The following is a 14,286-nucleotide window of genomic DNA, read 5'->3' as shown; positions in this document are numbered from 1 at the left end:
CTCTTTCAATGATGAGAAGAGAGTTTTACGATTATCTATCGGTAAACAAATGTATTTTGTTAGTAATATTTAGCTTGGTTACAGACAAACACAGAATTTTTATGTGGGATGATGAAGAATAATTCAGGGGACATTTGGGGGATTCTGTGGGCACTTTGGTTTTTCTTTGAATATATAGAAACTTGCCCACAAAAAGAAAAACCCCTCAGCGCTAGAGCGCCAAGGGATTGAGCTATTAGTACAACGTGATATATTGATCGCGTTCCCATTGGTGGACTTGTGTACGGTACATATCCCACTCAATTTCTTTCAGCTCATAGAAGTGAGCCAAGGCGTGGTCGCCAAGAGCGTCACAGATGACTTCGCTGCGGATCAATTCATTCAATGCTTCTTTCAGGTCAGCTGGCAAGCTTGGAATGCCTTCTTCCACACGCTCTTCTTCTGACATGATGTAGATGTTACGGTCAATTGGAGCTGGTAAGGAAAGCTCACGTTTGATTCCGTCCAGACCTGCTTTCAACAGAACAGACAAAGCCAGGTAAGGGTTAGCAGCCGGATCCGGGTTACGAACCTCAACACGTGTACTCAGACCACGGGAAGCTGGAATACGAATCATTGGGCTACGGTTACTAGCAGACCATGCTACGTAACAAGGCGCTTCATAACCTGGGACAAGACGTTTGTATGAGTTCACAGTTGGGTTAGTAATTGCTGCAAACGCACGTGCGTGCTTCAGAGTTCCAGCCATGAAGTGACGAGCAGTTTTGCTCAGACCCAACTCGTCCGACTCATCAACAAATGCGTTCTCATTGCCTTTGAACAAGGATTGGTTACAGTGCATACCGGATCCGTTCATACCAAACAGCGGTTTCGGCATGAATGTAGCATGTAAACCATGCTGACGTGCAATCGTTTTAACAACGAGTTTGAACGTTTGGATCTGGTCAGCAGCTTTCAGAGCATCAGCATATTTAAAGTCGATCTCATGCTGACCTGGAGCTACCTCATGGTGGGAAGCTTCGATCTCAAAGCCCATTTCTTCAAGTGTGATAACGATGTCACGACGACAGTTTTCACCAAGATCCGTAGGCGCAAGGTCGAAATAACCACCTTGGTCATTCAGTTCGTTAGTCGGGTTTCCTTTTTCGTCTGTTTTGAACAAGAAGAACTCGGGTTCAGGGCCAACGTTAAAGGAAGTGAATCCCATATCTTGGGCTTCCTTCAGGTTACGTTTCAAGATACCACGTGGATCTCCTGGGAACGGATTACCATCCGGAAGATATACGTCGCAAATCAGGCGTGCAACACGGTTCTCTGCAACCCATGGGAAAATAAGCCAAGAATCTAGATCTGGATAGAGGTACATGTCGGACTCTTCAATACGTACATAACCTTCAATGGAAGATCCATCGAACATCATTTTGTTATCCAGAGCCTTAGTCAACTGACTCACAGGAATCTCAACGTTTTTAATAGCTCCAAGCAAATCAGTAAATTGCAATCGAATGAATCGTACGTTTTCTTCTTTCGAAATGCGGAGAATGTCTTCTTTTGTATAACTCACTATAACCTCTCCCTTTCTTATCTGCGTATTTGGCTTGCCTGTTATATTTGTACATTAGAAAGTTCCACGGGTCAAGGAGTCTCACACCAAAAGTGCATGTTTTCCCCTCACTCGCCAAGTTATGCGAATTTAGTTTTTATTAAAGAATCGGGAAAGCTCTCCCTGAATGAGAGATACTTGTCCTGGTCTCTTACCTGATACAAGCTGCTGCTTCAGCAAGCGGTGCAACTGCGTATCGGACAGCTCTCTGCGTTTAACTTCAGTATCTGGCGTGATAACTGTAGCTTCTTCGGATTCTTTCGAAACAGGATTCATCACTTGTTTGATCCCCGCGATGTTAACTCCTTTTTCAATCAAAGCCTTGATCTCTAGCAATCTCTCTACGTCATTAAAAGAGAATAACCGTTGATTACCTGACGTTCTCGCGGGAACGATCAAGCTGTGCTGCTCATAGTAACGAATCTGACGTGCAGACAGATCCGTAAGTTTCATTACAATACCAATTGGGAATAAGGCCATATTTCTGCGGATTTCATCACCCATGTTCATCAACCTTCCAGTCATCTATTCTTCACCCTATTGTACATTTAGTTATTACCAAGTGTCAATGACGTGTTAGATAAACTCACAATAATTTACGATCTTTCATAGTCTGTAACGCCATCAAAACGCCATATTTGACATGAGAGTACGTTAATCCGCCTTGCATATACCCGATATACGGCTCCCGAATAGGCGCGTCGGCTGATAATTCCAGACTTCCACCCTGAATGAACGTACCTGCCGCCATAATGACAGGGTGCTCATAACCAGGCATATCCCACGGTTCAGGAACCACATGGCTATCCACAGCTGCTGCACGCTGAATCCCCTGCACGAAGGCGATCAGATGCTCGGCAGAGCTAAACTTAACAGCCTGGATTAGATCTGTGCGAGCTTCATTCCAGGCGGGTTTGGTTACAAATCCGGATTCAGCAAACATCGCAGCAGCAAACGTACTTCCTTTGATAGCTTGTCCTACAATTGTCGGTGCCATGTAAAGTCCTTGGTAGATGCTACGTGTTGTCCCCAGCATTGCTCCAACCTCTCCCCCAATTCCAGGGGCTGTTAGACGATAAGCTGCCAGCTGTACGTATTGTTCCTTCCCACATATGTACCCACCGGTTTCCGCAATGCCTCCACCAGGATTCTTGATCAGTGATCCGGCCATCAGATCAACACCGACTTCTGTCGGTTCACGTTCCTCCGTGAATTCACCGTAACAATTATCTACAAATACGATGACATCTTCCTTAAGCGCTTTAACACGCGTAACCATGTCAGCAATCTCAGCAACACAGAAGGAGGAGCGCCAGTCATAACCACGTGAACGTTGAATCCCAATGACTTTTGTAGCCGGTGTAATGCTTTTTTCAACTGCCGCCCAGTCCACTCCACCTTCATCAGTTAAGGCCGTCTCACGGTAACCGATGCCAAAATCGCGTAATGAACCTGTACCATCACCGGGTTTGCCAATAACTTTATGCAATGTGTCGTAAGGCTTACCCGTGATGTACAATAATTCGTCACCTGGACGCAAAACTCCAAATAGAGCTGTACTAATCGTATGAGTACCTGAAGCAAAATGAGGACGCACCAACGCGGCTTCCGCGCCGAAAACATCAGCATATACTTCATCAAGCACTTCACGGCCACGATCGTTATAGGCATAACCTGTTGAACCTGCAAAGTGAAAATCACTTACTTTTCGCTGTTGGAAAGCATTAATCACCTTCCATTGATTGTGATCTGTGATCCGATCAATCTGTTGCAGTTGTCCTTCAATCTGACGATCCACTTGACGTTGAAGTTCAGATATTTCTGAATCAAAGCTTACCATCTTACTTCATTCCCCTTCATAGCACGAATCTGACGTCGAATATCCATTATCGTGTAACTTATCACATCAATATGTCATGAATATTACAATTCAATGAATTCTTCAAGCATATAACCAAATTTCTCATATTCACCTTTTTGCAATTCAACTTCATAAATTACATCATTCTCTTCAAAGCTGGTCTCCACTACATCACCAATTTTATAGAGTACCGATGTAAGATCACCACGTTCTGCCGGAATACGGAAGCGCTTCGTATCACCTGTCAGCTCTGTCTGAATGAATTCACGGATTTTAAGCAGATCCTCCGAGTCTAATGCGCTTACTTTAATATGGTCTTTATCCAATGGAAGCATCTCAAGCTGCTCTGGTGTGCACGCATCTTTTTTGTTATACAGGACTAACTGCGGCTTGTCCCCTGAACCAAGTTCTTGCAGAATCGTATTAACCGTCCGCATCTGATCTTCACGCATAGCTGATGAGGCGTCCACAACATGCAGGATCAGGTCTGCTTCATTCACTTCCTCCAGCGTTGCCCGGAATGCTGCAATCAGATCATGCGGTAGATTTTGAATAAATCCAACTGTGTCGGTAAGTACGATTTCTTTTCCACTTGGAAGTTCCATCGTACGTGATGTAGGATCCAATGTAGCGAATAGCTGATCTTGAATATACACATCTGCAGCCGTCAACTGCTTGAGCAAGGTTGATTTGCCAGCATTGGTATAACCAACAAGGGCCACCTGAACAATACCTGTTTTTTTACGGCGTTCACGATGCAATTTACGATGACGTGTCAGTTCTTCCAGATGACGTTTCAGATCATCGATGCGACCACGAATGTGACGGCGGTCTGTCTCCAACTTGCTTTCACCCGGGCCTCTTGTTCCGATTCCGCCCCCGAGTCTGGACAGGTTCTTGCCATGACCCGACAAACGTGGCAGCAAGTAGCTATGTTGAGCCAATTCCACTTGAATGATACCTTCTCTAGTGTTGGCACGTTGTGCAAAGATGTCCAAAATCAGTTGGGTACGGTCAATAATTTTGAGATCGAGAGTTTCTTCCAGATTACGAACCTGTGCACCTGACAATTCCTGATCAAAAATAGCCGTAGTTGCTCCGAGCTCCTCCGCGATTGCACGGAGTTCTTCCACCTTACCTTTACCAATGAACCATTTGGTATCACGTTTTTCCCTGTTCTGAGAAAGTACACTTAGCACTTCCACTCCAGCTGTCTCGGCAAGTTTCACCAGTTCCTCTAAAGAGTACTCAGGGTTGATACCTGTACGTTTTACATCATCCGTAACAAGACTCACCAAGACGGCGCGATCTTTTTTGACCATATCTGTATCATGTGTGCCATTTGTCATGTATATGTTCACTCCCTCTAATTACTAAATTAATCCATTGATATACATTGCCACGAATATGCCATGGCATGCCTTAAGCCGAACCGGTTGGCCCGGCCGGCTGGTGTAAAAACTATATTATCGCTTACTTTCGCTCAAAGTTCAAATCCTCTGTACGGATTGTCATCAGCTCCAGTTTTCCTGGACTGCCTTCCGAGTATTGTTCCAACAAACGAACCGCCTGATGCCTGATCGAACGCTCGATGGCATTACGAACGTATCTGGCGTTACTGAACGCATGCAGCGAATCATTTTTTTCCTGAAGCAAATGCTGCTTTAGCTTGAGTATTGTCTGAGGCATTAGAATATAATCACGCTCTTTGGCCATAATCTCAGAGATTTGAATCAACTGATCAATGCTATAGTCTGGAAACTCCACTTGAATGGGAAAGCGGGAAGGTAATCCAGGATTCGTCTGAAGAAAAAAATCAATCTCATCTGAATAACCAGCTAATATAAGGATAAATTGGTTTTTATTGTCTTCCATTGATTTTACAAGCGTATCAATAGCTTCCTTTCCAAAATCTTTCTCTCCACCGCGGGCCAAACTGTAAGCTTCGTCAATGAACAATATCCCACCGAGTGCCTTCTTGACTAGATCTCTTGTTTTCTGCGCCGTGTGACCGATATATTCTCCAACCAGATCCGCACGCTCTACTTCAATAAGATGCCCTTTACTTAACACACCCATCTTCTGAAAGAGTTTGGCAACGATCCTCGCCACGGTGGTCTTACCGGTCCCCGGATTGCCTTTGAAGATCATATGATACACGTGCGCACCACTAAGTAAGCCTGCTTCGGTACGCATCTGAGCAATCTGTAAGAAAGCATAAATCTCAAATACCAAGTCTTTGATATTTTCAAGTCCAACCAGTTGCTCCAATTCACCCTGTATCTCCTGGAAGTGTGCATGTTTGGTTATACTCTTGGCTGCCTGTACTGCCGCTGCTTCATCTTTGACCAACATCTGGGGTTCCTGGTTACGCAACACAATATTAATTTGTCTGGATGGTCTGCCTCCTGGTTGCTCTCCTGCAGCCATGACCCGTCCGTTCATTCGCCATCACCTCTATTTTATCGGGCTGAACTCTCCTGATTATTAATGTATTCTATCAGGTGCTCCAATATTAGAAGGATCATGAAGAATTCTACGGATAAGTAGATGTCTCAAATCTGAATGTTTTTTCGAAACTCTCCGTTCTCAAACAAACTCGGCCTATGCTTCAGTGATAACTGAAAGTATGGGAATACATGTGCATCAATGGCATGCAGCAGTTCCTTTGCCGTCTTGTTAGCCAAGTCATAATCACCCGTTGTAATATGTTTTCGTGACAGTGCATCTTCAAGCTCATCTTCATCCAGCAAAAATACTTCTCCATCTTTCAGTACAACGACATCCAGATACAGGTCATCAAACCAAGGAACACCCTGATCGGTTATCCCCTGACTACGACAGGTATCAATGTACCACTCTACAATCCGTTCCTGATCGTCAAACATCGCTGTAACTACAAAGTGCTCTCCCTTCGGATAGTATTGCAGCCAGGAATAACCTTTATCTGCGATACAGAAGGTACTTCCTCCATAAGTTTTCCACAGAGGTTCTTTCAAATCCTGTATAGTGTACAACGTAATATAACCTGTGAAAATTTTGGATTGAACGAACCGGCATGTGAATTGTCGGTTCGTAATCCGGCGCCAGTTCGCGCGATCCCCGAATTTCCGTTTCATACGAACCCCTCTTTGCCGACTACAGGTCCGTGACCTGCTCTGATGTTATTGGTGAACAATGTAATAACGTCCGCCTGATGGATTCCAGCGCTCTGGGCCCGCCCTTGCACAACGTATTACGAATAGTTACAGCTTACCATATTTAAGGTTTACACTCAAAATCAAGCTTTGTCCCACCTATTCATCAAATCAGCTTCCATTACAGTTGGTTATGTATAACACAAAAAACTGCTTCACCGGTTTCCGGGAAGCAGTTTTTTCAATATAGCTATTTAGTGATTCATTGGCTTAGCCGCCGGTGCCAGCTTGAGAATCTGCAGGTGCATCTGTCCCTCCAGTATCCCCACTTGTTCCGCTGTCCGGAGTTACAACCTCGCCTGGCGTTGTTACAGCCCCATCATCGGGACCTTCACCATTTCCGCCAGGATCTGTTGTGCCCTGACCAGGTGGGGTCGTATTGCCTTCCCCAGGTTGACCGTTTCCGCCGTTATTACCACCGTTGCCATTGTTTCCGTTATTACCATTACCATTTCCGTTATTACCATTACCATTACCGTTATTACCGTTCGAGTTGCCATTATCCGGTGTACCATTGTCCGGATTCTCCGTACCTGGCTGCTCAGGATCTATCTCTGTTCCAGGATCTATACCAGGATCAGGTTCCTCCGGCGGCACTTCCTGCGCTTCAATCATCAAGGAGATGGTGTTGGAAGGATCCGTCTCAAGTCCTGATGCCAAGTCGTAAGCTGTCACATAGTACTCATAGGTTAGACCAGGCAACGCACTTAAATCTTGTGCATTGGTCGCTCCTATCGCATCAATGAGATGAGTGAACTGGGCTTCAGATGTTTCTTTCCGATAAATCCGATATTGCGTACTCGCGTCACCCGTTCCAGTCCAACTCAGTGAGACGGTTTGTGCATTTGGATCGTATGATCCACTCAGCCCACTAACGGACAGAACCGGCTTTTCTGGTTCTTCTACTGGCGGAGGTGCCTGCCCTCCAGCTGGTGCTTTGAATTGCTTCACTGGAACGCCTTTTAAAGCATCTCCCATGACTTTGGCAAAGAAAGCTGCTGACAGCTTACTGCTGTTCTTAAGCATATGATTGGCATCTGGATTGTCATAGCCCATCCAGACTGCGGCAGTCCATTCCGGTGTGTATCCAACAAACCATACATCACGGTTGGCACTGTTGCCAGAGATACCACTTTGAACAGTTCCTGTTTTACCCGCTACCGGACGATCCAGACGTGCTGAACGTCCCGTACCGTCATTAACAACGTTCTGCAGCATCTGTGTAAGCTGATATGCATTTTGCTCGCTCATGACACGCGTTGTGTCCGAGTTATCGTGTTTGTACGTGGTTTTGCCTGCGCTATCCTTAATTTCCTTAATCGAATAGGCTTGTCGGTATTCTCCGAGGTTGGCAAATGCACTATAGGCTTGCGCCATTTCCAGTGTATTTGTACCTTTGCTTAGACCACCGAGGGCAATCGCCAGGTTTTTGTCTTCATCTGTCAACTGTATACCTACACTCTTGGCAAAATTAATGCCTGTGTTAACGCCTATTTTATCAAGCAGCCAAACCGCAGGAATATTTTCCGACTTCGTAATGGCTTCCGTCATACTAATCGTTGAAGAATATCCATGCAAGTTACCAGGACAGTAGTTACCAAAACATTGCTTCGCATTACTCAGCGACGAGTTGGCACTGTAATTTCCTGATTCAAGCGCAGGTGCATAAGACACAATCGGTTTAAAAGCTGAACCTGGTTGTCTTCGACTCTGCGTTACACGGCTATAACCTTTAGTCTGATAATCCCGTCCACCTAGGAGGGCAACGAGACTGCCATTCTCGTGGTTCATGATAACCATGGAGCCTTGGACCTGTTGATCGTCTTTACTTGCCTCGAACAGACTATCATCTGTGAAGGCAGTTTCCATGGCTGTTTGAGCCTGAGCATCCATAGTTGTATAGATTTTGTATCCGCCGATATTCAGATCATCTTCCGTTTTACCTGTTACTCGTTCAGCTTCACGGAGCACATAATCGATAAAACCTTGATACTTCCTGTCTTTCTCTGGTCGCTTGTAGTTATAGTTAATCTCTTTTGCTTCGTCCATCTCCGCCTTGGTAATGTAGCCTTGTTCATACATCAGCTGCAATACCACACCTCGGCGTGCTTTTGAGTCGTTTGGATTGCTCACCGGATTATAGGCAGAAGGCCCTTTCGGCATAGCTGCTAATGTAGCAATTTGCCACAACTTCAACCTCTTGAGATCAGTAACTCCAAAGTAAAATTCAGATGCCGCTTTAATCCCGTAACGCTGATGACCGAAGAAAATCCGGTTCAGATACATCGTCAGGATTTCGTCTTTTGTGTACTTGCGCTCTAATGCCATGGCAATCGATACTTCCGTTGCTTTACGGAAGAACGTCTTGTCACGGGACAAGAACATGTTCTTGGCAAGCTGTTGGGTTAGTGTACTACCACCTTCCACCATGGAACGAGCCATGACATCCTTAACCGCTGCACGCCCAATGGACCAAATATCCACGCCTTGGTGATCATAGAAGCGTTTATCCTCCGTTGCAACAAAGGCTTGCTTCACAAGCTCAGGAATATCGTCTTCTTTGACGGGGTCCAGCTTCTGAATGGATAGCTCCCCCATTAATTGGCCATTGCGATCATATACTTTTGAAGTTTCATTAATTGTGGTTTTGTCCTTATTGGCTTTGAGCAGATTTTCACCACTCACCATAATAAATAAATATCCGCCAAGTGCACAGAATATGGCGATTGCCATTGTGAAAAACAGTGTCCATCCAACGCGTTTACCCGTAATTTTTTTCTTTTTAGAGGTCTTTGGCTTCGCTTTTTTGGGTGACTTGTTATTGTTGTTGCGATTGTTAGACCTCGACAACGGATCGTTTGGCATGTTACCTCCTGACTCCCTTTCGGTTGCATAATTTCTAATCGTCTGTAGGCTCAGGCATATATTAAACATATTTTGCCCGGAATGAAAAGAACAACCCTTTATTCAGGTTGCTCTGTTTCAATACCTATACTTGTAGACGAAATGGTTGGTGAAAAGGTTTCGTAATTTTTTTAAGCTTCGCCGCTGTTATCTTGCTGCATCAGCGATACGCTGCGTTGCGGCGTGAACGTGGAGATGGCATGCTTGTAGACCATTTGCTGGCGTCCGTCGCTGTCAATGACGATCGTAAAATTGTCAAATGCCTTGATCGTCCCGCGGATTTGGAAGCCGTTGGTCAGATAGACCGTAGCAGGAATATTTTCTTTCCGCAGTTGGTTCAAGAACGTATCTTGGATGTTGATGGACTTGTTCATTAGCCGTACCCCCATTGGTTCATTTGAATTCGTGTTCAAGTAATATTCAATATCGCTGAGTAGCTTTCGTGCTATTATATCATGAACAGTTTCATATAATCCACAAAAACCCCTTGTCTGCTATTTTACCCCCATTCTTAGCGAGGTGAACAAATAGAAGACTTATCCATTATACACCGCTTGTCTGTTTTGCAAAAGAGGGACAAATTCTTCATTTTAAAGCACATTTATTCGTTGTTTGCCGAATACTTAATCTCTACCATCTGTTCTAGTGATAAATAAAAACCTCTATCCTTTTGATGACTAAAAGGTAGAGGTTTACATATCTTGATCTAATCGATGCCTGTCAGAAGAATACTAATCATCGCTCAAATCAATCAAATTTCCGTGTAATCAATTCACTTATCTGCTTGTATTTCCCTTCAAAATCCTGGGTATCGGTCATGTCCACCCATTCAATATCCTTCATATGGCGGAACCAGGAAAGCTGCCGTTTGGCAAACCGACGCGTATCCCTCTTCAACCACTCAACCGCAGCTTCCCAACTCACTTCCCCTTGCAGGAACGCTGCAATCTCCTTATACCCCAGCCCTTGCATGGAAATATGACCTCTGGCCACTCCACGTTCCAACAGGAACTTCACTTCATCCACCAGACCTTGTTCGATCATCAGATCAATCCGCTCTTCTACCCGGGCGTACAACTTCTGCCGATCCATTCTCAAACCAACAATAAGAAGGTCATAAGGCGACTCTTTCTTCTGTACTGCCAGCTGATCAGACCACTTCTCTCCTGTGAGATGATGGATCTCAAGCGCACGTACAATTCGCCGCTGGTCATTGGGATGCAGACGATCCGCACTAACGGGATCAACTTCCCTCAATCGATCATGAAGGGCCTGAGCTCCATTTAGCTCAGCATAGCTGAATTGTTCCTCTCTGAACGCTTCATCTGAACCGCTATCCGAGAATTGGAAGCCGTAACATACTGATTCCACATATAGACCGGTGCCACCTACAATAAAAGGCATTTTACCGCGTTCATGGATTTCACTAATCAATCGTGTGCAACTCTCCTGAAACTCGGCCACAGAATACGGATACTCCGGTTCATGGATATCAATGAGATGATGGGGTACACCCTTCATTTCTTCAGAGGTAATCTTGGCAGTTCCGATATCCATTTCACGATATACCTGCATCGAATCTCCTGAGATAATCTCACAATTGAAAGCTTGGGCAAGCTCGATGCTCATTCTTGTTTTGCCTACTGCTGTTGGTCCAACCAACACAAGCAGTTTAGGTTTTGGTTTAACTTCCACTTTCAACATTAATCACTCCGTACAGGGTTTTTGCATTCGCCCGATCAAGTATTTCAAATCCGAGCCTGTCAAACTCCGCGCTGCCGCGCTTTTCTTTCATAACGACACGTTTACGGGCAACCCGTCTTGCTTCCATAATGCTCTGTTCGTCCAACGCGTGAGCATTTGCATAATCTCGCAAGGGCTGAATAGCACTTGAATCCATCATCGGTTCACGGAACATGGGGTCAAAATATACGGTATCACAGCTTCGATCCGGCATGGAACGCAGCAACTCAAGATGATTCGCATGATGCAGCTCAATACGCCGGAAAGCTTCATTTACCGCTGGCTTGATCGTCTCATATTGAGACATCCCCTCCACTAATAGTGTATATAGCGGAAGAGAGCTCTCACATGCAATCACCCGTCCACTTTTGCCCACTGCAACCGAGAACACCAGTGCATCCGTGCCCAGTCCGGCTGTACAATCGATGATGGTATCCCCTTCATTCACCGCCCCCGCCTCCAGCAGTGGATCAGGTTCTCCTCGCAATATACGTTTGGCACGAACAAATCCCATGCTGGGGTGGAACTCCAGCAACGGTGAATCCTTCCGAAATAGACGCACTTTACCCTGGAGTACAACCAGAACCTCCTCCGCCTCATAGTGTTCAATCATCATGGGCAGAGACATTTTATTACGGCGCACGTAAGTACCCCCTGTTGTTTCAGCAAGGTTTCGGGCCCGCTCCACAAGTAAAGCCGCTTCCTTTTCACCGGTTGTAATATACATAGATTCCTCCTAAATAGCTACATAACACGTTTGAACAATTTTTCCAGATCATATGTTGAAAATGAAATCACAATCGGCCGCCCATGTGGACAAGTGTAGGGCTGACGACATGAACCCAGACGCTGAATTAGCACTTCTGCTTCCTGATCCGTCAGCTTTTGGTTCGCTTTGATGGACGCCTTGCAGGAGCACATGATTGATGCAGCTTCCCGCATCTTGGCCACATCTATGCTGCGTTCGCTAAGAACCCATTCGGACATTTCTTCGATAATGTCTTTCTCGTCCCCTTTGGGGAACCAGAACGGGTGGGAGCGCACACGGAACGTCTGTCCACCGAAATGCTCCAAATATACCCCCGACTGTTCGAACCAGGCCAGCCTTGTTTTCAGCTTTTCCGTCTCCGAAGGTGTAAATTCCAGCGTAATCGGCAGCAGTAACTCTTGTGAGGCCTGGGCAGGGTTACCAAATTTCTCGTAATAGTACTCATAATTCACGCGTTCATGAGCGGCATGCTGATCAATCAAATATAAACCTTGGTCATTTTGCGCGATCAAATACGTACCATGATGCTGTCCGATCAGACTCAGCTCCGGAAATGCGGGCATGGATGCATCCGATTTAATGGCAGCAGCAAGTTTAGTGGCATCAGGTAGACCTGAGGTTTTCCACGTCCGTTCACCTCTTGCAATCGAAGACGGGTTGTAGGTTGACCGAGCTTCCCTAACCGGTGAATTTACGGATTCGGAGCGATACGTAGCTGGTTTACCTTCAGCCAACGGTTTTTCTGTTGCTCCACGACCTCCACCATCTTGAGAAGACAGGTCAGTTTTGGGAAAAGCTTCGGAAGAACTTGTACTTACATCCTTAGTACCTTCCTGCACGTTAGCGGATGTCTGCCCCTCGCCATGACTAGCAATCTTCTGCAAAATATCCCCGTTCCAACTTTCTAACTGCTCCGGGGGCTGTGTAACCTCAGGTGGAGCTTCGGGCAACGGCACTGAGTGACCCTGTTCAGATACCAACTGTGCTGTAGACAAATCCGCCGGAGCATCCAAATCCAGATCATCATCTTCTGCAGTTAACTTCAGAGGTGCAGCAGTAGGTTTCCCAAGTGGCCCTTGTTGCCCATATCCTTCTGCATCAGATGCATCTTTCAGCGGACCACGTGGAAAGAGGAATTGTTCCTGGATAAAGGAACTATCGTCCCCACGTCGAATCTGCTGTTTTTTGACCTGTGGAATCAGTACCTCCTGCCGGAGTATACCCCGCAACGTCGTCTCTATGAATTCATACAGTTCTGGTTCCTTGCTAAAGCGAACCTCCAACTTGGCCGGATGCACATTCACATCCACAAGAGAGGGGTGCATCTCCAACTGCACCACGACAAGTGGGAAGCGATTGATGGGCAGCAAGGTATGGTAGGCTTTGAGAATCGCCTGATTGAGACCGTAATTGCGAACAAATCTCCCATTAACAATCGTTGACATACCATTACGATTCGCTCGTGTCCATTCTGGCAGGCTGATCAGCCCACTCACCCGGTAATCCAGACTTTCTCCCTGGATGGGAAGCATCGCTTTGGCAGCACTTGTACCATAGATCGCTGCAACCACTTGCAGCAGATCGCCGTTGCCCAACGTCTGAAGCAACACATTCTCATTATGGCGCAGTCGGAACGAAATGTTTGGATGAGACATCGCCATCCGGTAAAGGACATCTGATATATGTCCCAGTTCCGTCTGGATCGTTTTCATATATTTGAGTCTGGCAGGTGTATTGTAAAATAGTTCTCTCACTGCAAAATCTGTACCTTGGGGTGAGGTTGCATCTTCATGAGAGACAAGGTTCCCGCCTTCAATCACGATGCGGCGTCCTCGCCCGTCATTGTCACTTGCCGATAATACCTCTACCTTGGACACGGCGGCAATACTCGCCAAGGCTTCGCCACGAAATCCAAGACTTGTGATCTGGAACAGATCTCGACCATGGGCTATTTTGCTGGTCGCATGACGATAAAAGGCTGTTTCCATGTCCTCTGGCTCAATACCTGTACCATTGTCTTTGACACGAATACTGAGGAGTCCGCCCTCTTCAACCGTCACTTCAATCTTGGTGGCGCCTGCGTCCACCGAGTTTTCGAGCAACTCCTTGACAACTGAAGCAGGCCGTTCGACCACTTCACCCGCCGCGATCTGGTTGGCAATATGTTCATCAAGCACATGTATTTTCGCCACAGGTTTTCCCCTCCCTT

11 protein-coding genes are annotated in these 14,286 nt (G+C 45.9%); all 11 read right to left on the bottom strand.

The window, feature by feature from the left end:
• Positions 1 to 235: 235 nt before the first annotated feature.
• A complete protein-coding gene (gene glnA, locus ACDJ59_RS07880) occupies positions 236 to 1,564 on the bottom strand; it encodes a type I glutamate--ammonia ligase (RefSeq protein ID WP_076210082.1) in 1,329 nt (442 codons plus the stop codon).
• A gap of 129 nt (positions 1,565 to 1,693) precedes the next feature.
• Positions 1,694 to 2,107 (bottom strand): MerR family transcriptional regulator, encoded by a 414-nt coding sequence (locus ACDJ59_RS07875; protein WP_017687924.1) that lies wholly within the window; start codon positions 2,105 to 2,107, stop codon positions 1,694 to 1,696.
• Between the two features lie 82 nt (positions 2,108 to 2,189).
• Positions 2,190 to 3,443: an aminotransferase class I/II-fold pyridoxal phosphate-dependent enzyme gene (locus tag ACDJ59_RS07870; protein ID WP_413408251.1), complete on the bottom strand. Its 1,254-nt coding sequence runs from the start codon at positions 3,441 to 3,443 to the stop codon at positions 2,190 to 2,192.
• A gap of 83 nt (positions 3,444 to 3,526) precedes the next feature.
• A complete protein-coding gene (gene hflX, locus ACDJ59_RS07865) occupies positions 3,527 to 4,813 on the bottom strand; it encodes a GTPase HflX (protein ID WP_413408249.1) in 1,287 nt (428 codons plus the stop codon).
• A gap of 124 nt (positions 4,814 to 4,937) precedes the next feature.
• Complete coding sequence (locus tag ACDJ59_RS07860; RefSeq protein WP_036613563.1) at positions 4,938 to 5,909, bottom strand: AAA family ATPase; 972 nt, start codon at positions 5,907 to 5,909, stop codon at positions 4,938 to 4,940.
• Positions 5,910 to 6,019: 110 nt separating this feature from the next.
• The gene (locus ACDJ59_RS07855) at positions 6,020 to 6,583 is read right to left on the bottom strand and encodes a DUF402 domain-containing protein (protein WP_036672757.1); all 564 of its coding nucleotides are present in this window, start codon (positions 6,581 to 6,583) and stop codon (positions 6,020 to 6,022) included.
• Between the two features lie 288 nt (positions 6,584 to 6,871).
• Positions 6,872 to 9,526 carry a PBP1A family penicillin-binding protein gene (locus tag ACDJ59_RS07850; protein WP_413408246.1) on the bottom strand — a complete coding sequence of 885 codons (2,655 nt, stop codon included), beginning with the start codon at positions 9,524 to 9,526 and terminating at the stop codon, positions 6,872 to 6,874.
• Between the two features lie 170 nt (positions 9,527 to 9,696).
• Positions 9,697 to 9,939: an RNA chaperone Hfq gene (hfq, locus tag ACDJ59_RS07845; protein ID WP_017687918.1), complete on the bottom strand. Its 243-nt coding sequence runs from the start codon at positions 9,937 to 9,939 to the stop codon at positions 9,697 to 9,699.
• A gap of 373 nt (positions 9,940 to 10,312) precedes the next feature.
• Complete coding sequence (miaA, locus tag ACDJ59_RS07840; RefSeq protein ID WP_413408244.1) at positions 10,313 to 11,269, bottom strand: tRNA (adenosine(37)-N6)-dimethylallyltransferase MiaA; 957 nt, start codon at positions 11,267 to 11,269, stop codon at positions 10,313 to 10,315.
• Positions 11,250 to 12,035, bottom strand: a complete 786-nt coding sequence (locus ACDJ59_RS07835) for a class I SAM-dependent methyltransferase (protein ID WP_413408242.1) — start codon at positions 12,033 to 12,035, stop codon at positions 11,250 to 11,252. The genes miaA and ACDJ59_RS07835 overlap by 20 nt, the downstream gene beginning before the upstream one ends.
• Positions 12,036 to 12,052: 17 nt before the next feature.
• On the bottom strand, positions 12,053 to 14,269 hold the full coding sequence (mutL, locus tag ACDJ59_RS07830) for a DNA mismatch repair endonuclease MutL (protein WP_413408240.1): 2,217 nt from the start codon (positions 14,267 to 14,269) through the stop codon (positions 12,053 to 12,055).
• Positions 14,270 to 14,286: the final 17 nt, after the last annotated feature.

This window comes from Paenibacillus amylolyticus (assembly GCF_047302515.1).
In the GTDB taxonomy this organism is placed as follows: Bacteria; Bacillota; Bacilli; order Paenibacillales; family Paenibacillaceae; genus Paenibacillus; species Paenibacillus amylolyticus_G.
The sequence above is the reverse complement of the archived record's forward strand: the minus strand, read 5'-3'. Positions and strand labels throughout refer to the sequence as shown.